The 24,257-nt window shown below is 63.8% G+C and carries 26 protein-coding genes and 1 pseudogene; 11 read left to right on the plus strand and 16 right to left on the minus strand.

Annotation, left to right across the window (positions count from 1 at the left end; translation table 11 throughout):
* Positions 1–213: pseudogene (locus BG842_RS02060) on the plus strand (ABC transporter ATP-binding protein); the annotation flags it as partial.
* Between the two features lie 233 nt (positions 214–446).
* Here the strand turns inward: BG842_RS02060 and BG842_RS02065 are convergent.
* Positions 447–1,265, minus strand: a complete 819-nt coding sequence (locus tag BG842_RS02065; protein ID WP_069449489.1) for a hypothetical protein — start codon at positions 1,263–1,265, stop codon at positions 447–449.
* A gap of 49 nt (positions 1,266–1,314) precedes the next feature.
* Positions 1,315–1,980 (minus strand): sugar phosphate isomerase/epimerase, encoded by a 666-nt coding sequence (locus tag BG842_RS29475; RefSeq protein ID WP_069449490.1) that lies wholly within the window; start codon positions 1,978–1,980, stop codon positions 1,315–1,317.
* Between the two features lie 116 nt (positions 1,981–2,096).
* Here BG842_RS29475 and BG842_RS02075 point away from each other — a divergent pair, with 116 nt between their 5' ends.
* Positions 2,097–3,116 carry an asparaginase gene (locus tag BG842_RS02075; RefSeq protein ID WP_069449491.1) on the plus strand — a complete coding sequence of 340 codons (1,020 nt, stop codon included), beginning with the start codon at positions 2,097–2,099 and terminating at the stop codon, positions 3,114–3,116.
* Positions 3,117–3,145: 29 nt separating this feature from the next.
* Here BG842_RS02075 and BG842_RS02080 read toward each other — a convergent pair whose 3' ends face one another.
* Complete coding sequence (locus BG842_RS02080; RefSeq protein ID WP_069449508.1) at positions 3,146–3,745, minus strand: DUF2269 family protein; 600 nt, start codon at positions 3,743–3,745, stop codon at positions 3,146–3,148.
* A 474-nt stretch (positions 3,746–4,219) separates the two neighbouring features.
* On the opposite strand from BG842_RS02080, the gene BG842_RS02085 reads away from it, so the two are divergent.
* From BG842_RS02085 to BG842_RS02095, 3 genes are read left to right on the plus strand one after another with little or no spacing between them, the layout of a single operon-like run.
* Complete coding sequence (locus BG842_RS02085) at positions 4,220–4,594, plus strand: cytochrome c maturation protein CcmE (protein WP_007981912.1); 375 nt, start codon at positions 4,220–4,222, stop codon at positions 4,592–4,594.
* Positions 4,595–4,638: 44 nt separating this feature from the next.
* The gene (locus BG842_RS02090) at positions 4,639–5,343 is read left to right on the plus strand and encodes an ABC transporter ATP-binding protein (protein WP_069449492.1); all 705 of its coding nucleotides are present in this window, start codon (positions 4,639–4,641) and stop codon (positions 5,341–5,343) included.
* Position 5,344: 1 nt separating this feature from the next.
* Entirely contained in the window at positions 5,345–6,019 is a 675-nt protein-coding gene (locus tag BG842_RS02095) for a heme exporter protein CcmB (RefSeq protein ID WP_069449493.1), read from the plus strand.
* 23 nt (positions 6,020–6,042) lie between these two features.
* On the opposite strand, the gene BG842_RS02100 is transcribed toward BG842_RS02095, so the two are convergent.
* Genes BG842_RS02100 through BG842_RS02110 form a run of 3 tightly spaced genes read right to left on the minus strand, consistent with a single transcriptional unit; the run spans position 6,043 to position 10,106 of the window.
* Positions 6,043–7,233: a hypothetical protein gene (locus BG842_RS02100; protein ID WP_069449494.1), complete on the minus strand. Its 1,191-nt coding sequence runs from the start codon at positions 7,231–7,233 to the stop codon at positions 6,043–6,045.
* Between the two features lie 18 nt (positions 7,234–7,251).
* On the minus strand, positions 7,252–9,639 hold the full coding sequence (gene ccsA / locus BG842_RS02105) for a cytochrome c biogenesis protein CcsA (protein WP_069449495.1): 2,388 nt from the start codon (positions 9,637–9,639) through the stop codon (positions 7,252–7,254).
* Positions 9,636–10,106 carry a thioredoxin family protein gene (locus tag BG842_RS02110; protein WP_069449496.1) on the minus strand — a complete coding sequence of 157 codons (471 nt, stop codon included), beginning with the start codon at positions 10,104–10,106 and terminating at the stop codon, positions 9,636–9,638. Before BG842_RS02110 ends, ccsA begins: the two co-directional genes overlap by 4 nt.
* Positions 10,107–10,394: 288 nt before the next feature.
* Here BG842_RS02110 and BG842_RS02115 point away from each other — a divergent pair, with 288 nt between their 5' ends.
* The 4 genes from BG842_RS02115 to BG842_RS26960 all read left to right on the plus strand — a co-directional run bounded on the left by BG842_RS02115 (position 10,395) and on the right by BG842_RS26960 (position 13,272).
* A complete protein-coding gene (locus tag BG842_RS02115; protein WP_069449497.1) occupies positions 10,395–11,633 on the plus strand; it encodes a c-type cytochrome in 1,239 nt (412 codons plus the stop codon).
* Positions 11,634–11,682: 49 nt separating this feature from the next.
* The gene (locus BG842_RS02120; protein ID WP_069449498.1) at positions 11,683–12,366 is read left to right on the plus strand and encodes a cytochrome c biogenesis CcdA family protein; all 684 of its coding nucleotides are present in this window, start codon (positions 11,683–11,685) and stop codon (positions 12,364–12,366) included.
* A gap of 64 nt (positions 12,367–12,430) precedes the next feature.
* Positions 12,431–13,153, plus strand: a complete 723-nt coding sequence (locus BG842_RS02125; protein ID WP_232423815.1) for a cytochrome c biogenesis protein — start codon at positions 12,431–12,433, stop codon at positions 13,151–13,153.
* Positions 13,154–13,155: 2 nt separating this feature from the next.
* The gene (locus BG842_RS26960; protein WP_007981894.1) at positions 13,156–13,272 is read left to right on the plus strand and encodes a CcmD family protein; all 117 of its coding nucleotides are present in this window, start codon (positions 13,156–13,158) and stop codon (positions 13,270–13,272) included.
* A 30-nt stretch (positions 13,273–13,302) separates the two neighbouring features.
* Here BG842_RS26960 and BG842_RS02130 read toward each other — a convergent pair whose 3' ends face one another.
* Positions 13,303–14,388, minus strand: a complete 1,086-nt coding sequence (locus BG842_RS02130) for an FAD-binding oxidoreductase (RefSeq protein ID WP_069449499.1) — start codon at positions 14,386–14,388, stop codon at positions 13,303–13,305.
* Between the two features lie 163 nt (positions 14,389–14,551).
* Here BG842_RS02130 and BG842_RS02135 point away from each other — a divergent pair, with 163 nt between their 5' ends.
* On the plus strand, positions 14,552–14,788 hold the full coding sequence (locus BG842_RS02135) for a hypothetical protein (protein ID WP_069449500.1): 237 nt from the start codon (positions 14,552–14,554) through the stop codon (positions 14,786–14,788).
* Positions 14,789–14,827: 39 nt separating this feature from the next.
* On the opposite strand, the gene BG842_RS29480 is transcribed toward BG842_RS02135, so the two are convergent.
* From BG842_RS29480 to BG842_RS02175, 9 genes are all read right to left on the minus strand, one after another.
* Entirely contained in the window at positions 14,828–15,001 is a 174-nt protein-coding gene (locus BG842_RS29480; protein ID WP_175424061.1) for a hypothetical protein, read from the minus strand.
* A gap of 111 nt (positions 15,002–15,112) precedes the next feature.
* Positions 15,113–16,204, minus strand: a complete 1,092-nt coding sequence (locus tag BG842_RS02140; RefSeq protein ID WP_069449501.1) for a Gfo/Idh/MocA family protein — start codon at positions 16,202–16,204, stop codon at positions 15,113–15,115.
* 115 nt (positions 16,205–16,319) lie between these two features.
* On the minus strand, positions 16,320–16,847 hold the full coding sequence (locus BG842_RS02145; RefSeq protein WP_007981883.1) for a hypothetical protein: 528 nt from the start codon (positions 16,845–16,847) through the stop codon (positions 16,320–16,322).
* Positions 16,844–17,290 (minus strand): hypothetical protein, encoded by a 447-nt coding sequence (locus BG842_RS02150; RefSeq protein ID WP_069449502.1) that lies wholly within the window; start codon positions 17,288–17,290, stop codon positions 16,844–16,846. Before BG842_RS02150 ends, BG842_RS02145 begins: the two co-directional genes overlap by 4 nt.
* Positions 17,283–17,945: a hypothetical protein gene (locus tag BG842_RS02155; RefSeq protein ID WP_254662843.1), complete on the minus strand. Its 663-nt coding sequence runs from the start codon at positions 17,943–17,945 to the stop codon at positions 17,283–17,285. Before BG842_RS02155 ends, BG842_RS02150 begins: the two co-directional genes overlap by 8 nt.
* Before the next feature lie 47 nt (positions 17,946–17,992).
* Positions 17,993–18,475, minus strand: a complete 483-nt coding sequence (locus tag BG842_RS02160; protein WP_069449503.1) for a hypothetical protein — start codon at positions 18,473–18,475, stop codon at positions 17,993–17,995.
* 36 nt (positions 18,476–18,511) lie between these two features.
* A complete protein-coding gene (locus BG842_RS02165) occupies positions 18,512–19,258 on the minus strand; it encodes a hypothetical protein (protein WP_069449504.1) in 747 nt (248 codons plus the stop codon).
* Entirely contained in the window at positions 19,255–21,177 is a 1,923-nt protein-coding gene (locus BG842_RS02170; RefSeq protein ID WP_069449505.1) for a type II secretion system F family protein, read from the minus strand. The genes BG842_RS02165 and BG842_RS02170 overlap by 4 nt, the downstream gene beginning before the upstream one ends.
* Entirely contained in the window at positions 21,174–23,315 is a 2,142-nt protein-coding gene (locus BG842_RS02175) for a type II/IV secretion system ATPase subunit (RefSeq protein ID WP_069449506.1), read from the minus strand. Before BG842_RS02175 ends, BG842_RS02170 begins: the two co-directional genes overlap by 4 nt.
* A gap of 323 nt (positions 23,316–23,638) precedes the next feature.
* Between BG842_RS02175 and BG842_RS02180 the strand changes: the two genes are divergently transcribed.
* On the plus strand, positions 23,639–24,257 hold a 619-nt coding region (locus BG842_RS02180; RefSeq protein ID WP_069449507.1), incomplete at its 3' end, for a fumarylacetoacetate hydrolase family protein.

Raw genomic sequence — 24,257 nt, forward strand, 5'->3', positions numbered from 1 at the left:
TTCGTGGAACTCGACGGCGCGGCGACGAACGCGTCGCTTTCGGCCACCGTCGGTCGCGTCACGCCGCGGGACGGTGACGATCGGGTCACGCTCTCGCTCGGCGACGCGGAGTTGACCGCGTTCAGTTCCCGGTCGCTGTCGCCCGGCGAGACGGTCGCCGTGTCGCTCCCATCGGACCACCGCTGGGCCATCGAGGATGGGAGACCGGAGTAGTCGCCGGTCGGCAGGGAAAGTCGCGCTGATGTCGCAGATGCAACCGCTCGTTTCGCGTTCGGTAGTTTCTTTCAGTATTTATTAGTCATTTCCAGTAGAAAATAGTGCCCTCCAGCCGCTAATCAGTTTCACAGAATTCAAATCAGTAGTTCCAGTGTGGTTCAGTAGCTTCGTTCCAGCGGTCGAACGTCGGTGCTCGCCGTCGTGAGTTCGCGGTTCGACGCCACGACCGCCTATCCGTGAACGGCGGCGGCACCCAGAAAGCCGACACCCACGAATCCGAACACGAGGAGGGCGTAGGTTTCGACGACCGCGGCGTCTTCTCCGCCCGGCATGACGACGACGAGGACGGCGGCGAAGCCGAGGAAGAACACGCCGAAGGCGGCAAGCGCGTAGCGAACCGCTGGGTAGGGACGTTCGAAGTCGCTCGGTTCCGCCGCGACGGCGGCAGCGAACACCCGTTTCGCGTCCGCCGCCGCGTCGGTCGGGATGACGACGAACCGCGGCGTGGTGATGTTCGACGCGCCCGGCGCGTAGGAAAACCAGTGGAGGGTGAGACCGCCGAGACGGAGCCGACGCACGCCCGAGAGTCCGTCGAGCGGAACCTCGCGGCCGCGATAGGTCATCGTCCGCTTCTCGGCGTCGATATCGCCGGTCGATTGGAGCGCCGAGACGAGGACCGCCGGGACCGCGATGAGACCGAACAAGAGGAGGAATCCGAGGACCGTTCCGACGCCCAGCGTTAGCGAGAACGCACCGGCACCGAACAGCGACGCGACGAACAGCCAGTGCGGTTCGAGATGCGACAGTCCCCCGTCCGCTTCGAACAGCGGGCGCAGGTGCGTCAGCCAGACGAAGACGGCGGACAGGAATCCGGCGGCCAGCAGTCCGCGTATCGGGAGGGGGCCCCGCAGGAAAAGCGATGCCGCGACAGCGCCAGCGAACACCCACATCCCGCCGAGGACGCCGAACGAGCAGTAGGACAGCAGCCGAAGGAGACGCGAATCATCGGGTTCGAACGACCACCCGATTCGACGCGGCGGGGAAGACATACCTCCGAATTCGCGTCACGAAATCATACGCTTTCGGGTGATTTCGGCGTCAGCTCCCTCGAATCACGTCGCGCCATAGCTCCAGCGCGTCGGCCTGTTCGTCGGGCATGATCTCCAGCACGACGATGCCATCGTAGTTTTCGTGGAGGGCCGTAATCACGCGCTCCATGTCCATCGTGCCCGTCCCGAACGCCAGTCCGTCCGTGATTTTCGTCCCGTCACAGCAGTGCACGACGGGAATCGAGATGTCGTCCGCGGCGAGGAGTGTTTCCAGTATCGAACGGTACTCCGCCTCGGCCGTGTAGAGGTGTGCGGTGTCGAGGACGAGCGGCCGACCCTCGTCGAGCAAGACGTTCGTCAGGAAGTGAAGACTGTGACCCGTCGAGTTCTCGAAGCCGTGCGGGACGGTGATGTCGATTCGGTCGAGGACGTAGCCGAGGTTGCTCAACGGTATCTTCGTCGAGTGGACGACGAGCGTGGCGTCGAGTCGCTCACAGAGGTCGTTCGCGCGTTGGACGTACGCCAGTTCGCCGAGGGCCACGTGCGGCGTGTGCACCGAGACGATTTCGACCGGCGCGGTGCGACACGCGGCTGTCGTCTCCTCGATGGCGTCCAAGTCGTCCGTCGAGAGGTGGAGTTCCACCGCGTCGAAACCGCGCTCCGACGCGGCCCGCAATTCGTCGGCGGTCGGGGGACATTTCCCGGCGACTATCATCGATACGGCGTAGCACGCGCCGGTCCAAATACGTACCGTGGGATGTGAGGGTTTGGCAAACACGAACTCCCACACCCGCCCGTGTTTTTGGTTGCGCAGTGAGAAGCTCGCGCCATATGAACGTGACCGTTCTCGGAACCGGCGGGACGATTGCGAGCACCGACAGCGAAACCGGCGCGGTACCGACCGAACGGGGAACCGAACTCGTCGAGCGCGTCCCGGCGCTACGCGAGTACGGCGACATTTCGGTCGAACAGGTCGCACAGCTTCCGAGCTACGAGATGACGGCGGAAACGCTCGAACTCGTCGGCGAGCGGGTTGCCGAACTGGACGACGATTCGGGAACCGACGCCATCGTCGTCACGCACGGCACGGACACGATGGCGGAGACGGCCTACTTCCTCGACGCGACCCGTCGTCAGACCACGCCCGTCTTCTTAACCGGCGCGCAACGGCGACCGGACGAACGGAGTTCGGACGGTCCGGCCAACCTCGTCACCGCGTTCGCGGCGGCACGGGCCTTCGCGGACGGCGGACACGGCGGGACCTTCGTCGCCTTCGACGGGGCGGTCCACAGCGCACGGTACGCGACGAAAGTCCACACGTCTGCCCTCGACGCCTTTTCCTCGCCCGGCGTCGGGCCGGTGGCGACCCACGACCGCGAGGGCGTTCGAATCCTCCGTCGGCCGCGGAGCGAAACCGAGCACATTCCGGACGCCTCGCTCGACCCGACCGTCTTCGTCGTCGGGAGCGGTGCCGGAGCGGACGAACGACTGGCGGCGGCCGCGCTCGACGCGGGCGCGGACGGTCTCGTCGTGAACGGCACGGGACTCGGCAACGTCACCGCGAGCCTCGGCGAGTTCGTCGAATCGACGGTCCGAAACGGGACGCCGGTCGTCGTCGCGTCGCGGTGCGTCGCGGGGCGGACGACGCCGGTCTACGGCGGCGCTGGCGGCGGCGAGACGTTGCGGAACGCCGGTGCGATGTTCGCCGGTGACCTGCCCGCCCACAAAGCTCGTCTCAAACTCGCCCTCGCGCTCTCGACGTATTCGGGCGAAAAGGACGGACGCGAGGAGAGTGACGGGGACGACGAGAGCGATGGACACGAGAAACTCCGCGCGCTGTTCGACGGGTGATACGGACCCGATTCGGCCGACTCCGGATGCTACAGCAGGCTCCAGAAGCGGAAGCCGGGGTTGAGGACGAGGAAGATGATTCCCAGCATGACGGCCGTTTCGAACGTCCCGACGAGGAGGATACGTTTCTCGATGGATTTGAGCCGCGAGGGGTCGGGGGACGGCGCTTGCCCCTCGAAATACACCGTCAGGTGCATGCGGTTGGAGACGAGGAGGCCGAACAACCACAGTAACCACCCGAGGACGAACACCCGGAGCATCCACGGGTTGTCGGCGTGCAACAACCCGAACTGCTCCGCGAGGAGACTTCCCGAGAGGACGGTGGTAAAGCTGATGACGAGCATGAAGACGACGACCTTGGGAATCACTCGTTGGGTGAACGCCTTGGCTCGCTCGGGACTCGCGGTTCCCAGATACAGGATGAGGGCGGCCGGGAAGACTATCGCCATCCCGAACCAGACGGTCCCGCTAACGATGTGCGCGTACAACAGCAACAGCGGGTCGTCGATGAGGACGGTCGCACCTACGACCGAAAGCGGGAGGAGGACGGCGCTCACGAGAAAAGAGAGCGACGACTTTTCGGTTATCTCCCGTATCTGATGGAGGTATGTCGGAGTACTCTGGGACATTGCGGTGCCGACGATTGGTTGAGTAATGTCCATCATTGACTTAACAGTACCGACATCTGGTCGAAGATGACGACGCGACGGTTGACGTCGAAGCTGACGAGTGAGTCGCACGTCTGTTTCTACATTTCGTCCGAGATTGCCCTTCTATTCCGTATTCCCGGGCGACTCACCGCAACTCTCAAATGAGAATTAAGCGTGTTGGCGGGAGACTTTGAGCTACTTCGACGATTCGATTCTCACACTCTAACAGGTAATAATTTGCACAATATTGCAAGATACTTCCAAAAGCATATATTCGCGGATACACTCCGTGTCGGTAATGGTGCCGGGATACTCGTTCGTCCGACCGAACGGCGAGGACGGGCGACTTCCCGTTCGAAACGGTATTTCTCGGCCGGTTTCGACCGGCCGCTCGACGGCGGCGTATCGAACGAAGACTACCTTTACAATGCAGAAGCAACACACCTTTCGGCAATGAAACAACGGAACAAACTACTCTTCGGGGGCATCGGAATCCTCGTCCTCTTTCTCGTTCTCGCGGCGACGACGATGAACGCGACGACGACGTTCGTCACGCCGACGAAGGCCCAGGGCGGGAACTACGACGGTGACTGGGTTAATTTGGAAGGACGCGTGACCGACCTTCATCGGTCGAACGAGCAGGTCGTCTTCGATGTCGTGGATAACAACACCTCGGTGCGAGTGACGTACGACAAGACCATGCCGGAGACGATGCAGAACGGGCGCGTCGTGGTCGCCAAGGGCGTGCTTCGGGATGGAAAACTCGACGCGCGCAAACTCTCCGTTCGCGCCCACGAGGGAACCGACCGCCCCGAGAAATCGAAGTAGCCACCGGTCGTGAACGCGCATTCGACGGTCGAGAGACGACACCGATGACACGAATAGAAGTCGATGGATTGACCAAGCGATTCGGGCGCTTCACGGCGCTCGACGACGTGAGCTTCGGCGTTTCCGACGGAGAGCGCGTCGGATTGTTCGGTCCGAACGGCGCGGGAAAGACGACGCTGCTTCGCATCCTCGCAACGCTCTCGACGCCGACAGACGGACGGGTTCTGGTCGACGGCCGCGAACTCTCGTCCGACTGGGCGGGCGTCCGGCGACGAATCGGCGTCCTCTCCCACGACACGATGCTCTACGAGGGGTTGACGGCGCGCGAGAACCTCCGACTGCACGCCCGACTCCACGGCGTCGATACCGAGCGGTGCGAACGGGTGTTGGAGTTGGTCGGCCTCAGGTCGGACGGCGAGCGCGACCCGAGCACGTTCTCCCACGGGATGCGAAAGCGGCTTTCGCTGGCCCGCGCCCTGTTGCACGACCCCGACGTGCTACTGCTCGACGAACCGTACTCCGGACTCGACCGGCGGTCGATGGCCGACTTCGACGGCATCCTCGATGCGGTCGGCGTCGGAACGGTCGTGATGGTGACCCACGACCTCGACCGCGGCTTCGCCTTCTGCGACCGCGGCCTCGTTCTCGACGGCGGGAGCGTCCGTAGCGACGTTCCACTGACCGCCCTCGACTCGTCGGACGCGTTCATCGACCGGTATCGGACCGCCATCGGTTTGGAGGCGGACTGAGATGCGGGCGTTCCTGCGAGTCGCCGCCGAGGTCGTCCGGAAGGACCTGCTGGTCGAAGCGCGCTCGAAGCGCGTGCTCAACACGGCGGTCGTGTTCTCGCTCCTCGTCGTCGTCGTCTTCGCGTTCGGCTTCGCGCAGACGTTCGTGGACCTCGATACCATCGGCAGCGGGGCGCTCTGGGTGTCGTTCGTCTTCGCCGGGACGTTCGGTGTCATCCAAAGCGCGGTCAGCGAGGAACAGGACGCCGCCCTCGACGGGTTGTTGCTCGCCCCCGTCGACAGGTCGGCCATCTATGTCGGCAAGGTCGTGAGTTCGACCGCCTTCGTCGCGGGCGTGGAACTCCTCACCGTGGGGTTCGTCGTGGTGTTCCTCGATTACTCGCCGCCGGTCGCGGCGGTTCCCGCCCTCGTCGGTATCGTCGTCGCGGCCTCGTTCGGCTTCTCCGCGGCGGGGGTCGTCCTGTCGCTGCTGACCGTGAAGTCACAACTCAGGGAACTGTTGCTCCCGATGTTGCTCGTCCCGCTCGTCATCCCGGTGTTGCTGGCCGGGGTGTCGCTCACCCGCGGCCTCACAACCGGCGAGAGTCTCCGGTCGTGGGTCGTCCTGTTGTTGGCGTACGACGGTATCCTCTTTCTCGCCGGGTTCGTGACGTTCGAATACGTCGTCGAAGGATAGAGTTCGGGATAGGGTTCTGCTGTTCAGAGCGCGCGGTACGCGAGTATTCCGCCGATGACGATGCTCAGGAAGGACAGCACCATGACCACGGTCGGGAAGTCGGTGCCGCCGTTGCCGCCATTGCCGGACCCGCCGTTCGCCGACTGTTGGGCCGTTTTCGGCACGTGAACCTGAATCTCGTCCCCGCTCCGAAGCGCCTTATCGTTCGTCAACATCGAAATCGGGGCCGACCCCGGTCGGAGGTTCGGGGAGTGAGACACCTCCGAGAGGTTGTACCCCTGCAGGACGACCGCGAGACGGTCGGTATCGTGGTCAACCGACTTCTGTATGCTCCGGTTTTCGAGGTCGTATGCGACGCCGATTTGGGCCGTGTCGTTCGCGGCGATGGTGGCGTTGATTATCACGTCCGACCCCTGTCGTGAGAACGTGGTCTGGCGATTACGGAACATCGCACCGGTCGGCGTGGCTCCGTTCGGGAGCGCGACGCGAACCGGACCGACGAACGGCCGGTCGCCAGTATTGCGGACCGTCAGCGTCTCGACGACGCTCAGGCCGGTGCTGTTCTGCCGTGGCGAAACCTGCATCACGTGACTGGCGGGATTGCCGCCGGAGACGGTGAGAACGCCGTCGTCGTCCGTCGGCGCGCGTTTCACGAACCGGACGTTCGTGGCGTTCGTCCCCGTCGTGACGGTCTTCTTGTAGGGAACGCCTGCCATCCGCATCCAGAGCGTGTAGGTCGTGTTCGACTTCAGCGGCCCGATACTGAACGTTCCGTTTTCGGATGCGTTGACCTGTCCGACGGGCGGGCCGGTCGGACTGGCAACGAGCAACTGGGCGTTCGAGACGGCCGAGCCGTTTTCGGTCACGACGCGTCCCGAGAGGGTCGGTCCCAAGTCGAACGAGATGCCGTCCGTTTCGTTCGTCAGCGCGTAGTGTGCCAGTCCGTCGTGGGACAGTCGAACGTAGTACAGCGATGCATTCGTGACGTTCGCGGCGGTGAACGTTCCGTTCGTCACTGTCGCGTTCACCGACTGCCCGACCCGGCGATAGTTCCGGTCGAGCGGCGTCACCGTCACCGTGTCGCCGTTTGCCGTTCCGTTCGTAACCGTCGCTGTTCCGGAAATCGATACCGTCGTGTCGCCCGCGCCGCTCGCAAGCGCCACTGTCGAGACGCAAGCGAGGAGGACGAGGAGCGATAGTGCGAAGCGTTTCATTGGTGTATCAAATCGTTGTTAGTCGGATGTCGTCGGATCCGTTTTTGATGCGGTCGTCGTCGACCGAAGCGATTCGGCGGTGAGTCCGTGCGTCGGGTCGAACAGGAGTATCAGCACCATCCCGCCGAGCAGGAAGAGAACGCCGACCCGAATCGGCGTCATCAGCGGGATGCGTTTGACGGTCAGGGATGCCGTCCCGTCGTTGAGCGCGGCGATGACGTACGTGTCTTGGGTGAGTCCGCGGTCGATGAGCACGTCCCGGACCTGCATACCGCCTTGTTTGACGTACCGTCGCTGTCCCACGCTCCCGGCGGCGATTCGGTTACCGTTTCGATAGACGCGGAGGTCCATCGAGCGTTTCTGGACGCGAGTCAGATCGACGGACGCTGGCGGATTCGATACCGGTCCGACGTTCTGTGCGTCGGTCACGACGACAGCATCGGCTTGCGGCACGTAGTTCCACATGACCGCACCCCGGGCGACGATATCCTCGCCGCGCGAGAGGTCGGCCGAGGTGCCGTTCTGACCGGTCAGGCCGACCCACAGCCCGGAGTTGTCGAGTTGTGCAACGGTCGCCCGCGGCCCTCGTTTGACGTCCGTGACGGTCCCGTACACGGCCTTGATGGTGCCGTTCAACGATGTCCCCTTCGAGAGCACCTGCTGGCTCGACAGCGCGGCCTGCCGCGGGTCGGGGTTCTTCGGCAGCGTGGTTTCGTCGTAGCCGACCGACTGGACGGCGTACGCCGAATCGGGAACTTGATGGACGGACCCGTCAGCGCGAGCATCCTGGATGATGACCGAGGACTGGGCCGTGAAGAGATAGGTGAACGCCAGCGAGACGACGAGTATCGCCACGCCGAGGTGGATGAGCGTGATTCCCGTTTCCTTGAGCTGGAACCGCCGTGGGTTGCCGGGGATGCGCTCTATCGCCCGTTTGACCATGGCGATACAGACGTACGCGGCCGGGGGAACGACGGAGAGCGCGCTCGCACCGCCGACGAGGCGGTACACGAGCGCGTCGTTGCCGGACACCGACGCCAGTTGCCACGCCGAAGACGCCTTGACGAACGCCGCCACGATGGTCGCCACGGCGAAGACGCCGAGCGCGACGAGGCTCCGGTCGCGTCCTTCGACGTCGAAGTCCATGTAGAAGCCGAGGAGGAGGAGCGCGAGGAGCACGACCGGGTAGCTCCAGAGGTTGTAGTATTTCGGATTCACCTGCACCTCGATGCCGGTCGTGAGGTCGCGGAGGAGGGGGAAGGTCAGTCCCCAGATGGAGATGAACGCGAGCGTTCCCAGCACGAGGACGGCGAGGTGAAGCAGGTTCGACCGTGTGACCCACTCGCTCCCGCTCGACCCGTCGTCGTCGGCTTCGAGGAACCAGTACGCGAGCGGGACGACCACGCCGAGAAGCGCCGTGATTCCCATCAGCACGAGCAGGGAGAGGCCGATTCCCTCGGAGGCGAACGAGTGGACGCTCCGGAAGACCCCGCTCCGAACGACCGAGGTCGTGTAGATGGCGAGGGCGAACACCGTCGAGGTCATCGCGGGCGCGAGCACCGTGTAGTTGCGCCCGGCGCGGTAGTTCGTGACCGCGTGCAGCGTCGCGGTGAGGAACAGCCACGGGATGAAAATCGCGGTTTCCACGGGGTCCCACGCCCAGATGCCGCCCCATCCCAGCACGGTGTACGACCAGAGCGCGCCGAGGGAGACGGCGGCCGTCAGGAACAGCCACGAGACGCGGAGCCAGCGGAGGACGCTCCCGTACCACTCCTCGAACAGGCCGCCTTGGCCGCGGAGCAACGAGACGAAGTGCGCCGCGCCGATGGCGAACGGCACCGTCAACAGCGCGTAGGCGGTGAACATGACCGGCGGGTGAATCGCCATGTACGGGTCCACGAGGAGCGGATTGAGACCGCGGCCGGTCGCGGGAACGAACCCGGCGGCCGCGTTCGGGAACTCCTGTGCGATGGTGGTAAAGGGACTCTCGACGACCAGCATTAGGCCGAAGTAGGAGACGATTCCCATCGTGATGGTCTGGACGAGTTTTTTGTTGCGCCCGCGGACGCCGCGGAGCTTCGCCGCCCAGAAGGCGACGATGGAGGCGAGCGCCGCCCACAGCAACACGGACCCCTCGTTGCCCGCGTAGACGCCGGTGAACCGGTACAACAGCGGGAGGAAATCGGTCGTATTGTTCCAGACGTAGGCGTTCGAGTAGTCGGTCGTGACGAACTGGTAGGTGAGATACAACAGAGCGGTCGTCAACAGTCCGGCCGTCGTCCCCACGAGCGCCGGGACGTATCCGGCGAACCGTTCCTCGTCGCGGAGGTAGTCCCGTCCCAAGAGCAGCGTGGTGATAGAACTGACGCACAGCGCGAGCAGGAGGAGTATCTGTCCCGGCGTCACTGTTCCGCCCTCCGCTGTGCGCGTTCGAGATAGTCGATGAACGCTTCCTTTTTCGCGTAGCCGTTTATCTTCACGAGGCGGTCGCCTTGCGGCGTAATCGCGACGTGTTGTGGCGGATAGGTCGCATCGTATCGTTGTTTCAACCGCGAGGCTTGGGGGCTGTCGTTGTCGAGGTTGACGGCGACGAGAACGAAATCGTCGAGGTGGTCCCGTACCGCCGGGTCGGAGTACACGTTCTGATTGTAGTCCTCGCAGTACGTACACCACGTCGTCCAGAAGTAGACTAGGATGGGCTTGTCCTCTTCTTTTGCGACGGTTTGCGCGTCGGAAAAGTTGGTGTGCCACTTCGTCCCGCCGTGGTACGAGTAGGATTGGTCACTCAGTACCGGGGCCGCATTCATCGATTGGTAGCCGATTCCCAACAGAGCGGCTAAAAATACGAGCGTCAGTATCTTTCGTGGGGACATCCAACTACCCGCTGTTGGAAACGATTCCGGTTAAATATTGCGTGTTCTTGTAGATATCATTCTATACCTCCGGCGAGCTGCCCGAAGTGACATGTCCGTTATAATGCGAATACTGTACTCTGTTTTCCCAAAACGTCGCACGAAGAACGATAGATTGGTTCACCATTACAAACGTTTAATAGCCCGGGAGGAATACCGGAAAAACACAATACTGTAAGCTATGGACACGACTCTGCAGACAGGTGAACGGGGTACCGAACGGGCGACGACGGGACAGCAGGGAGGACGATGAACCGACGGATCGCAACCGTCTCCCTCGCATTCGTCCTCGTCTTGGCGGGTTGTACCGCACCCATGCTGTATCAGAAGGACTCCAGCCAGGACGGTGAGCTCAAGCTCCCCGGCGACTGGAGCGGCTTCGACTGGATGGACAAGAATCTTCGAGAGGGGCAGGCCGGTGACGACATGCGGTATCGCAACGCGACCGCCGGACAGCAGGCTGCGTTCGTCCCGAAGAAGATGAACAACTCGACGCTGCCCGAGAACGAACACCGACGCGAACTCATCAAGTACGGTCGGCAACTGTTCGCGGACACGGCCAACGAGATTCCGAACCAGACCGGCACGAGTCGGATGTCTTGTGCGAACTGTCACGGCGGCGGGTCGCTCCCGACCGCGAACGGCATGGTCGGGCAGGACATCAAGATGATTCCGCTCGTCGGGACGGCCGCGGGCTATCCCGAGTGGACGGGCCGAACGAGCAGAATGCGCGACATGCGCCAGCGCATTCAGGGGTGCTTCCTCCGGAGCATGAACACTGACCCGGAGAACATCCCGGAATACGACAGCCGCGAGATACAGGCGATGGAGTCGTATCTCGTCTGGCTGGCGAAGGGAACGCCGGTCCAGAAGGTTCCGTACTGGCGTCACATCCGCAAGCCCGAGGGAAGCGAGAAGATGCCGATACCCAACGTCAACCCCGTCCGCGGGGCGAAGCTGTACCTCGAAAACTGTGCGTCCTGCCACGGTAAGGACGGACAGGGGTCGAAAGGACAGTATCCGCCGCTGTGGGGACCGGACTCCTACAACGACGGGGCGGGCATGGGCCGAATCTACACCGCATCCGGCTTCATCCGTGAAGCGATGCCGTACGGTTCGGCACACACGGTGAGCGATTGGCGCGACGTCCAAGACATCGCCGGATTCGTCAACGGCCACGACCGTCCGCATCTCGACCGTCAGAACAAGGACTGGTCGGCGGACGGACCGCCGGACGAGGCCGTCTACTACAAGCGCGTACAGGACCGGTTCGGGTACAACATGAACCCGATGCGCAAGAAGCTCCTCATGGCCGGAATCCCGGTCGGAACGGAGTCGCTCAACAAAGGGGACATCCCGAAGAACACGGACAAGTACCGGAACGCGTTGAACGAGACGTCGATCAACGGCACCGCGAACGCGAGCACCAGTGGCGCTATCGTCAACGTGTTCGGCGGGTCGAACCGGGACGACCAGCAAGCGTCCTAACGCGGGAATCGCTTCAATTTTACCTCTTTCGGAGCACACGAACGGAACGATGGCAGGAACACCGAGCGTCGTCGCGGTCTTCTTCGCGGGAGTAGTGACCATTCTGACGCCGTGTTGTCTTCCGATGCTTCCCCCGATGCTCGCGGGGAGCGTCGGTCACCGCTTCCGACCGCTGTCGATCGTGTTCGGGAGCATCAGCTCGTTCACCGCCCTCGGCGTGGCGACGGGTTTCTTCGGCGGTCTCTCCCCGGACGCGCTTCGCGGCCCGTTGATGGCGGTGATGATAGCGTTCGGTGCGGTCATGGCGGACGACGACATTCACGAGGTGTACTCGACGTACGCTTCGAAGGTCGCCGGTCGCGCGACCGAGGCGGTCGCGCTCGTGGACGAGCGCGACCGCCCCCTCGCCAGCGCGTTTCTGCTCGGACTTCTACTCGGCGTCGTTTGGCTGCCGTGCGTCGGGCCGATTCTCGGCGGGGTGCTGGCGTACGTCGGGACGACCGGCGACGTTTCTCGGAGCGCCTCCCTCCTGTTCGTCTACGGACTCGGCTTCTCGGTGCCCCTGCTCGGGGTCGCCTACGGGAGCAAGCGCGGCGGTCGGGCGCTCGCCGACACCGTGATGCGAGGATGGCGACCAGTGCAGTTCAGGAAAGTGGCGGGGTACGTTCTCGTCGTGACGGGCGTTGCGATGCTGTTCGACATCGACAAACTCGTGCTGTCGTTGCTTGCGTGAGGAACGCTCGCTGAAACGAAACTGATTAGTCGCGGGGGTAAACAATAGTGCATGGTGTAGGCACATGCGCGCAATATCCTCTAAATTGGGCCTTCTCGTTCGATTTTTCGACCGGGTGATGTGGAGCAGGGCAGTCAGGTGGGGGACGTTCATCGCGGGACTCGCCTCTATCGTTCTCGTCTTCGGGTTCGCGTCGAGCACGATGTACGGCATCGAGCACGGTGCGAACCTGATCGCATACTGGCACATCGCGCTGGCGTGGACCAGTTCGGTGGCGCTCGCCACGACGTTCCTCGGGAGCGTCTTCTATCTGCGCTACGAAGGTCGGTTCTGGAACCGCCTCGCGCACAGCGCGGGCGAAATCGGCTTCCTGTTCGCCACGCTGACGCTCATCACCGGCAGCATTTGGGGCAAAGTCATCTGGAACTCGTGGTGGGAGTGGAGCGACGTCCGCCTCGTCACTTTCCTCATCGTGTGGCTCGTGTACGCGGGCTATCTCGTCGTCTACTCCTCGACCGAGAACAGCGACGACGAGCGCTACGCGTCCGTCTACGGCGTCCTCGGGTTCGTGACCGTACCCATCTCCTACGCCGCGACGCGCCTCTGGACGCCGACGTTTCACGAGGCGACCCTCGGGAACGGGAACGTCAGCGCGAACATCGACCCGCTCACTCTCGTCGTCTCGATACTCGCGGTCACGTTCCTGTACGCGTACCTGATGGGCGTCCGAATCAAACTCCACGAGCTAGAAGACAAGGTTCATTGGGGGAACGCACACAACCGATAACCATGGAACCACTACTCATCGCCGGATACGGGGCCATTTTCCTCCTGATATTCGGCTACGTCCTTCGATTGCAGCGGCGACTCGTCTCGCTCGAAAAACGGCTGAGCGACCGGCGATAACGCGACCGGCTATTTTCCGACGGCGATGAATCAGTCGAAGCGGTCGGGCGACATCTCGCGGAGCATCGACGATGACTCGCCGCCGACCGCATCCGCGACCGACTGGCCGACGACGGGTGCGCGGGTGATTCCGAGGCCGCTCATCCCGACGGCGAGGTAGTAGTTTTCGGTGGTTCCCTCGCCGACGATGGGGAGTCCGTCCGGCGTTACGGTTCGATACCCGGTCCACGCCGTGTCCCGCCGAAGGTCGTCCGCGTCGAACCCGAGATGGCCCAATAGGTTCCTCGCCCGTTGCTCGAACGCGCCGCCGTCGTCGGGAGTCGCCGTTGTGTCGGGATTCGCGTCCTCGTCGTCTCGATAGTCGGTGTTGTAGTGGCCGACGTACACGCCGTTCGAGTAGTCGCGGACGTAGAGGTCGTTTTCGAAGAGCGAGAAGGGAATCTCGACGTCCTCATCGGTTTCGAAGCCGACGATGGGTCCGGCGGTTCGTCGCAACGGGAGGTCGTCGTCCGCGACGCAGACTGCTGGTGCCCACGGTCCGGCGGCGTTCACGACGGCATCGACCGCTATCTCGTCACCGTCCAGTTCGAGGCCGGTCACGCGGCCCGACTCGGTGTCGAGGTCCGTAACCGTCGTCCCGGTTCGAATCGTCGCGCCCGCAGCCCGCGCTTTCCGGGCGTACAGTTCCGCGACGGAAACGGGATCGAAGTAGCCGTCCTCGGGCGTGTAAAGCTCCCCGATGGCGCGGTCGTCGTCGTACGGTCCGTCGCCCGACCGCACCGTCGCGTCCACTCCCGCGGCGTCGAGGTCGTCGGCGTACTCCCGATACGTCTCCAGCGTCGATTCCGACCACGCGACGTGCCGAAGCCCCGTTCGCGTGTATTCGAGTTCGCCGCCGTCGATGAACGCCGCGTACTCCTCCCACGCGCGCCGCCGAAGTCGGTGCGCGAACTCGGTCGGCGGGACCGCCTGCCACACGAAGACGGCCATCGACGCCGCCGTCGTTCCCGAGCCGATTTCGTCCCGTTCGAAAAGCGTGACTTCGTGACCGCGGTCGGAGAGGTGGTACGCGCAACTGGTGCCGATGACGCCTCCGCCGATGATGCCGACGTTCATTGCTTGGCCTGAACGATGGATTCGAAGCTACCTGAGTTTTGTCCGTATCGGTCGGGGCCGAACCGTCGGTACCGTGAGGGACGATAGAACGGAAAACGAACGCTATTTTCGCACCGTCCGCGATGAGAAAGGATATACGGAATACGGTTGAAATTCAGACACGATGGTCCTTTCAGCGTCGGAACCCCCCACCTCCAAACTGGCGTACTTCGTCAACGTTCCGCTGTTCGTCTTCCTCGCCGTCGTGATGGCGCTGTACGTCGCGGCGAACCTCCTCGTGCTTCACGGGAACGGTATGGAAACGCTCGGTGACGCCGCACAGCAGTTTTTCATCGGTACCGTCGGCGCGTATCTCGGCATCTGCCTCTCGAACCTCGTCTGGGACGCCGCGTTTCGGTGATTCGACGCCGCGTTTGCGCATCGAAGCGTCGTTCCGTCGCTACCCGAACGTGTCCGCGATTTCGGCGAGCGCGTAGAGGATTGCCACGACGGCGACGCCAATCGATATCGTCCCGAACAGTCGGTTCCTCGGGACGACCGTGACCTGCGAAACGAGAAGCAACGCGACCAGAATGACGAGCGCGGCGAGAAGTCGGTCGGTTCTGTCGCTCATGTTTCACAATTTCGTATCGTCGGGTTAAACTATTCGATTGTCTGATACCCCATCGAACCCATCCCGTGCCAGTCGTGAGGTGTCCGTATCGACGGGGGCAGATAAAACCGGTTAGCGACCGACCGGCCGGTCGTCGACCGAGACGCGCTCGCCCGTCTCGGCGGAGCGGTAGATAGCGTCCATGACGCGCTGGGTGGTGAGCGCCTGCTCGATGGTGTTGAACTCGGGTGCCTCGCCCGCCGCGACGGCATCGAGGAACCGCTTGTCGCTGCCGCGCCAGCCGGTGTGGTCGAGCGAGGCGTCGCTGACCGACGATTCGACGAGGTGATCGGTACCGCGATGGCTTCCCTCAAGCATGGTCAACGTCTCGCCGCCGAGGTCGAGGCGTGCGCCCGCCTCGCTTCCGCGGACGACGAACTCCTGATTGGCCGTTTCGTTGGCCGCCCACGCGACTTCGAGCGAGAGCGTCCGGTCGTCGGCACAGCGGATCAGCGCCGTCGCCGAGTCCTCCACGTCGAACACGGCTTCCTCCGTCGCGTCGTACCAGTCGTCCGGGTCCACGTAGTTGTCGCGGTCGCCGAATCCCATGCGGGTGACGGCGAACACGTCCTCGACCGGCGGGAATCCCATCAGATACAGCGCGAGGTCGATGGCGTGGACGCCGATATCGACCACGACGCCGCCACCCGAGAGTTCCTCGTTGGTGAACCACGACCCGACGCCGGGAATCCCCCGACTGCGGACGTAGTTTGCCCGCACGTGGCGAACCTCCCCGAAGTAGTCGTCCTCCTGATAGCCCATGAACAACTCCGCCGCGGTCGAGACGCGGTTGTGGAAGTTCACCATGCAAAAGCCGTCGGCCGCTCGTGCGGCCTCGGCCATGCGTTCTGCGCTCTCCAGCGTGTCCGCGAGCGGTTTCTCACAGAACACGTCGTAGCCGTAGCTCAGCGCGGCGACGACGGCCGCTTCGTGGTAGGTGTTGGGCGTGGAAACGGCGACCGCATCGAGATTCTCCGCCTCGTACATCGCCTCGAACCCTTCGTAGGTGGCCGCGCCGTACGCCGATTCGAATTCGTCGCGCGTCGCGGGGTCGATGTCCGCACCCGCTACCACGTCGTGTCCGAGTTCTTCGGCGTTGGTCGCGTGGGTCTGCCCCATGAATCCCAACCCGACGACGCCGAGACGAACTGTTGGTTCCTGCATGGGAACGGAGACGGGTCGATGGATGAAATAAGTGGCCGTCACCGGCGAAGCTTCCACCAGTCGTTCGATACGGGACGCTTCCACCCAATCGCTTGCGATGGGTGTTTTCCACCACTCACCCGTCGTCGTACGGGACGATCACCGTCACTTCGTTCCGCCCCCGCTCGGTCGTCACGTGCACGTCGAACGCCGCCGCGAGGACGTGCGTCTCGCCGGTTCGATTCTGGACGACGATGCCGCGACTGGCCTCGCACGCACCGAACTGTCGGTTCGGGCCGCGTGTCGTCGCACAGCGTTCGTCGCCCCACGCTTGCGCCGCCGATCGGTTGTACGCCACCTGGTACACAGTTCCTGATTCGACGCGGGAGGACCGGAGCGCGTCTATCGTCGGTTGGAGGCTCGCTCGCACCGCCGAGATGGCCGCCTCCCGACGGTTCCATCGATACGACGACGGGATTCCCGTCGCTGCGCCGTGGACTCCGCGCGACAGGACGCGCTGTGCGTTCCCGACGGGAGCGTCGTAATCGCCGCTCGCGGCTACGTCCGCGCTGTAGCCCAGTTGAAGGTAGGCGAACACCGCGGGCGCGAGCGCGACGGCGACCACGGCCGCCGCCGTGAGGACGAGTTGAGCGCGATTTTTCATACGTACCACACCCAGATTGTCACGTCCCCGTTGGTGGTCGTCACCGTCGAAACGCCGACCGGGACGCCGCCCGGTTTTCGATAGCCGACCGAACCGTACGGCATCTCGACCCGAAACATCAGGTTGTCCGGGAGGATGCGGTCCACGCGAGTCTCCAGCGCGCTCTTTTCTCGGCGGAACGACTCCCTCGACTCGATTATCTCCGCCAACCGCGTCGCGCCGTGGTGTCGCGGGGCCTCGTGGACGAGCACCGCCCCGGTATCCTTCGCGTACAGGTCGAGTTGCGTTCCGCGCGTGTTCGGCGACGGAACGCCGAACGCGAACCCCATCGTGACGCCGAGGACGAGCACGACGCCGATTCCCGCCTCAACGACGGACAGCGACAGTTGAGCGCGAGACGACCGTGAGCCGTCACGCGGTGTCTCGCTACGTCCGCTACGCATCGACCGTCACCGCCAGAACCGCTTTTCGGGTTTTCGCCGGGTAATAGGTGACGTTGACGCTGCCCGTCGGGAGACGACCGTCCGCTTCGAACGAGAATCGAGTCGTCTCGAACCGCGAAAGAGGAACGTGAAACCGCCCGTCGATACCCGACGCGTTCCGCAACACCACCCGACCGTTCGCTCGGACGACACTCACGGTCGTTCCGTCCGGCGGGTGAACGGCGAGCGTCGCGTTCGGCGTGCGGCGTGGGAGGGTAAACTGGGGGTCGCTCGTCGATAACGGGGGCGTCAGCGTCACCGCGCTCCGATTCTCGACGAGGACGATTCGGCGAATCGTCACGCCGCCCGTCGGTGAGCCTCGTTTGGCGACGACGGTCTCGCCGAGACGAATGCGGACGTCCCGTTCGCCGACCACCGGAAACCACGCCGTCAGCCGACTCGCGTTGAATCCGTCGAGCGTCGTCGCGTTGACGACGTTCGACCGAACCGTCAACGGACTGTCCGCCGAGACGAGTCGCTCGCTCGTCGCCACGGCGGCCCGTCGCGTCGTTGGATTCCTGTCCGCACCGATCAACGCCCTGTCGGCGATACCGACGCTCAATCCCGTCACCATCGTCAGGATGAGCAGTGCGACCGCCAACGCGGGCAAGTTCATCTGCGCGCGTCCCTTCGATCCGTGTCGCCGCTCACGACGCATCGGACTCATCGCTTTTCACCTCGTTTCAGTTCCACGACGAGGCCGTCCGGACCGCTTCGAACCGTGATGAGCGCCGGTTCACGACTCGACCAGTTTCCGCGCACGGTCGCCACCCGCGACGGAAGGGCGAGTCGCACGCTCGAATTCAGTCGGTCGTTCGGATGGTCGAGCGTCAGTGTCGTTCCGTCCGCCCGAATGGTGTATCCGCGTCCGCGAACGGTTTCCGGCAACGAGACACGGGTTCGAACGTCGACGTTCGTTCCGACCTCGGGAACCGCCTGTTGGATTCGCTCGGCCGACTTCGACAGCACGCGCTGTCCCATCTCGTCGCCGACGGCCGTTCTGTACTTGGGAACGACGCCACCGTACAAGGTGGTCGTCAGCAGGCCGATATACAGCACGACGAGTCCGGCTTCGAGTACCTTGCCGATGACCGGGCTGACCGCCCGGTCGTCCGCTTTGTCCGCCCGGTCGTCCGTTTCGCTCACCCCGTCGTCGGCGCTGCGCGTTCGTTCGTTCGTCCATCACAGCACCTCCATGTGCATGTCGTGGACAACGAGGTAGCAAAACCGCGTTCCGGGGTATCGCGCGACGACGCTCGGAATCCCGTCGCCATCGAAGTCCCGAGTCGTCGTCGTGGCGTTCTGCCGCTCGAAGTAGCGACCCCACGCGTCGGGCGTTTTCGTCTCCACCGCGACCCGGTAGGTTCCGTTGCCGAGCGCTGTTCGGTCGTGCGTGACGTTCGTGCGGACGACCGCTGATTCGCCGCGCTTCGATACGACCGTCCGACCGGAGGCGTTGAGTTTCGCGGCTCCGACGACGAGGACGCCACCGCGTTCGGACGACGTGATCGGTGGTCGGGCGTCCATCCTCCCGGCATCGCCCGTTCCTTGGACGACCGCTCCGGCGAGGTCGGTGACGCGTCTGTCGCCGTTCGTGAAGACGAGGGCGTCCACGCGGACGACTCGGACGGTCCCCGATTCGTTGAGAACGCGAAGTTCCCGGGCCTCGGTCGTCAGTTCTCCTGCCGAAAATGCCACGCGGCCGCGATGGATGCCGGTCACTTCCACCGGGTCGAGTGCCCGATTCATATCCGTAGCGACCCGCGCCGCGTCCGCCGTCGCGGCGTTGCTCTGGACGACCATCCCGACGCTCGCCGTCAGCGACGCGAGCGAGAGCATGACGACGCCGAGCAGGAGGGCGACGCCGATGACGTTGGACTGCCCTCGGGCGTTCGACTTTCCGGGGGCATTCGACTCGCCGCGGGTCATACCATTCCCACCCCCGCGAAGACGAAGTACGCGACCGCGACGAGCGCCGCCGAGTGGAGCAGCGCCTCGTAGAATCCACGGCTGGCGTATCCCGCGAACCAGCCGCACGCGAGCATGGTCGCTTGGGTGACGACGTAGAACCGATGGCGGTCTTGGGCGGGTTGCACCGCGTGCGGGTCGAGCGCGAATCCGGCGCTGGACGAGGAGACCGCCGACAACTGCGAGAAGCTGTCGAGCACGTAGGCGTTGACCGCGACCATGATGCCGACGACGAGCAGTGCAGTCATCCATCCCACGACGACGTACACGAGCATGTTCGACCGGAGCGATTTCTTCTGGTGGTAGAGCCGCCCGATTTCGACCTGTAGCGTGTCGAAGACGGTCTCGGTGTCGCCGCCGACGTCCAGCGTCCCGGTGACGAGGCCGATGGTTTGGTCCGCGAGCGGCGTCCCGACGTCCTCGACGAATCGAGAGAGGGCGTCGCGTCGGAGGTCACCCTCGCGGCTGGTGAGATTCGAACTGAATGCGAGGTCGTTGACGTTCGGCTGGAGCGCGCCGAGGTCCACGTCCCGCGCGACGCGCTCGACGGCCGTGGAGAAGGGTCGGCCGAGGCTGACGTGACTCGATACGGCGTGCACGAAGTCCTTTATTTCCCGGTCCTTCGCGTCGTCGCGGCGGGAGCGGCGAACCGACACCACCCCGACCGGGAGCGCGAACGCGACGTACGAGAGGAGAACCGTGTTGATCGGCGTGTACTCCAGATACCAGAGAAGCCCACCCACGGCGACCGTCGCTGGGGCGAGGATGGCGGCCGTGTTCGCCGGATTGATGAGGACCGTGCGGAACAGGTCCGAAACGCGGTTCGAGCGCGAGTGAGTCGGCGGGGATTGGTCCACCGGACGGAGTGAAGACACCAGCACCGCCGCGCCCGCTCCGATGACGAGGATGAAGGCACCGCTCGCGTAGACGATGAACGTTCGGACGGAAAGCCCACCGAACGGTGGCGGGGCCGGTTTCGATAATCCCGGTGCGAGGACGCTCATCACCGTCAGCACGATGACGAGCAGCGCCGGAACGACCAGCAGGACGATGAACATCTCCGCCAACAGTTCGAGGAAGTCCTGTGCCTGCTCGTGCGACCGCGACTGCCTGTGGCTCAGCATACGCCCCTCCATCTGGAGGTACTGCTCCAGTGCGTCCGGTCCCTGTTCCGCGTGCTCGCGGAACTTGAGCAGGAACGGCGCGAGTACGTCCCGCGACGGCGTGTCGCGGGCGACGATTCGCAAGCCGTCATCGACGCTGCCGGTCAGCGCGGCCTTGTTCAACACCTTCCGGAACGCGACCGCGGTTTCGCCGTAGGACTCCTCGCGGTCGGCGACTTTTCGGAGCATCTCCAGCAGGTCGTCGCTCCCGGACGACAAGGCCCGGAGATAGCGGACCGCACCCGGAAGCGTTCGCTCGATGTTCGACCGGCGGACGCTCGCCGCCCACCCGAGATACAACCCCCCGAACCAGACGGAAACTCGCTTTCCGACCGCCGCACAGCAGAGCGCGACCCCTGCCGCCGCGTACACCCGTGGAACGCGCGGAACCGGGACGTACTCCACGACCGGAACGCCGCCGTGGAGGAACGACGCGAACTGCGCCAGAACGGTCGGCGGAATTGCGAGCGTGAGGAGGAGTACCCACGCGAACATTCCGAGGAACACGACCCACGAGAGGCCATAAATTCGTGAGAGAAACACATCGAAACTGGCGTTCACGTCGGTCGCGCGGTACCGCTTTCTGTTCCGGTCGTGTCGCCGCTGGTCGGCGTGGCGGGAAAACAGCGCGTAGAGCGCGCGGTCGAAGAGGCCGAGCGACGATTCGAAGGTCGTCGATTTCGAAACGTCTCCGGTCGATTCGGTCGTGAAGCTCACCCGCTCACCTCCCGCGAAACCCGTTCCACCGTCGCCGCCTCGTTGTTCTGGAGGTCGGCGAGGAACGAGAACAGTTCGTCGAAGTCGGTCACGTTCTCCCGTTCCAGATACTGCACGTAGCGGTGTTTACGGTGGAACTCGGCCTCTACTTCCTCGACGCTCCGGTCGGTGCGGTGGGCGAGGCGGTGGAAGAACCGAAAGCCGATGTTCCGCTCGTCGTCGCCGAGGTGCGGGTGGTCGTACTTCGTGTGGAACGACCCGTCGTGCTCCCGCCACGCGAGGGCGTTCCAGTGAATCGTCGTGCCGTCCTTCGTGACTGTCCCACAGCGACCGTCCAGTTCGGCCAACTCCTCCTCAGTCACGAGTTCGACAACTTCGCCGACGTAGCGCTCGCCGTCCACGTTGCGGGGGAACACCACGAGGTCGATTTCTTGGAGGAGATAGGAGGAAAGCCCCTGTTCGACCACCCGGTTGACGAGTTTCTCGATGTTCTCTGCGTGGGTCGTCCCGAGGAGGCCGTGGCCCGTGTTCAGCGATTCGGCGAACGTCCGGAACGAAGCGGGGGTGTTGATTTCCGCGATGACCTCCACGTCCGGGTTGAGGTAGTTGCACTCGGTCATCAGGTCCGCCATCGTCACGCGTTTGTAGTCGTTTTCGTGGTCGCGGGTGGTGAGCGAGACGCCGGTTTCGTGCGGCAGGCGCACCTCCCGGGACCCCTCGTCGATGCTGATGGGACGGTCGCGGTACGGGATGAACGGCATGTGCGCGTTCATGAGGGTCGTCTTCCCGACCCCTGTCTGGCCCGAGAACAGCGCGACGCCGTGGTGTTCGTACAGCTGCCAGAGCAGGGTGACGATTTCGGTCGAGATGCTGTCGGCGTCGAGCAGGTCAATGGGGGTCATCGTGTCCGGTGCCTGCTTCCGAATGGAGATGTGCGGACCGTCCTCCGAGATGACCGGGAGGGCGACGGCACAGCGGATGGTCTCCTCGTCGGCCACGCCGTCGAGCGAGAGGTTCACCTTCGCGCTGGGGTTGCTGGCGTTGAGCTCCACGCCGTCCGAGGCGGCCATCTGGGTGACGACGTTGACGAACGCCGATTCGTCCTCGAACGCGAGGTTCGTCGGGATGCGCTCACCGTGGCCGATGGCGCGGCCGCGGGGAACGACCTTGATTCGCTCGTCGACGCGATTCGCCTCGATGTCTTCGAGCAGACCGTCCCGGATGGGTATAGTCAGCTTTCCGTGCCCGACGTAATCGCGGAGCACGTAGTACACGAGGTCGGTGAGTCGGTCGTCCGAGAAGCGATGGTCCACCGGCGGAACCGCGAGGTCGTACTCCGCGAGCGCGGTTCGAACGCGATACTTCGCCGCGTCGAACCACGCGCGGGTGTTCCGGGCGGTGAGCCGCCGCGAGAGGAATTGCGTCGCCCGCGAGCGGACGAACGCGGCGCGGTCGTCCACGATGTCGCCGACGTGCGTTTCCCAGATGCGGTCCTTACACTCCTCGATGAGGCGGTCGTCGTCCGGCAGGAGGTTCGGTTCGAGGACGGCGTACTTCGTGGCGAACGAATCCGTCCCGAGCAGGTGCTCCTGATAGATGACGACCGGAATTCGAAAGTCCCGAAAATTGACCGTGTGCGTCTCAATTCTCTCGCTGGCGAAGCGAGCCAGATAGTCGGCGTCGGCCGGGAGGTCCGTGTCGGCGGGTGCGTAGTCCTCGGTGTGGACGACGAGGTGGTCTCCCGCGGCGTCGGCGACTTCTATCTGGTCGTCCAGCGCCAGCGGCGTGAGTCGCCCGAGACAGAGCAATTCGGCCAGCGCGTGATACTCGACCCGGCGACGGGCCGAATGTGAGAGGTCTGTCAGCCGGTCGATGGCGCGTCTGTACTTCGGTTCGAACCCCTGCTCGACGCATTCGACCGCCCCCTCGCGGGTGAGCGGCCGTCGAAGGTTCGCGGTGGCGAAGTACTCTCGAACCCGGTCGAGCGCGTTCTCGTCCGTCACACCGAGCGTGGGCGTGCGAACGTCGTAGCGGAACCCGTCGTCCGTCTCCCGAACCGTAGCGACCACGCCGGGGTGGAGTTCGCGCTGGTCGCGCACGTCGGGCGCGTACCACGCGTTGGAGTCGTCCGGCGGAATCGGCGGGGGAACCGCTTCTGTATCAGGTGTGTCATAGCACGCTTATATATCTAAGGATGACATGTCGTTATAGATATATTCGGTTGCCCATTCTGATTTAAACCTTCGGAATCAGATACATCATATAAAAATTGCAGTCCGTATATTTATGTGCGGTAGTCGCACAACGCTACGCTCTCCATGAAATTTCCATTTTGAAACTTCAGCATTGGTCACGATTTCAACATCAGTCACGACTGCAGTATCAGCAGCAGCGGACACTTCGGGTACGTAGTCAGCGTGCACCGAAAGGAATAGACGCCTGCTTCGAGTGGCTACGACGTATGCGCTTGGCACGGATACGGACCGCGGATGGGGTGCTGACTGGTGAATACGAGGACGGGACGGTAGAAACCGGCTCCGAGTCGTACCTCGTCGGTGACGACGCCGAACTGCTCGCTCCCTGCGAACCGTCGGCGCTGTACTGCGTCGGGCGAAACTACGCGACGACGAACGACCAGATGGGGTACGAGCGACCCGAGCGTCCCGACTGGTTCATCAAGCCGCCGGTGTCGGTTCTTCCGCACGGAGCGGCACTACCGTATCCCGACTGGACGAGCGAACTGACGTACGCCGGAGAACTCGCCGCCGTTATCGACGGTCGATGCACGAACATCGACGTTGGCGACGTGGACGACGCGGTTCGCGGATACACGATACTAAACGACCTCGACGCCCTCGACCAAGACGGACGAACCGCCCGGAAAGCGTTCGACGGCTCGGCTCCGTTGGGTCCGTGGGTCGAGACGGAGTTGGACCCCTCGGACGTCGAGATGACGACGCACGTCGGCGGCGACCTTCGTCAGGAGGCGAACACCTCGGAAATGCTGTTTTCCCCGCGCGAAGTCATCGCGTTCCTCTCGGAGCGGTATACGTTCCAACCGGGCGACGTCGTTTCGTTCG

Origin of the sequence: Haladaptatus sp. W1 (assembly GCF_001723155.1) — an archaeon.
GTDB classification, from domain to species: Archaea; Halobacteriota; Halobacteria; order Halobacteriales; family Haladaptataceae; genus Haladaptatus; species Haladaptatus paucihalophilus.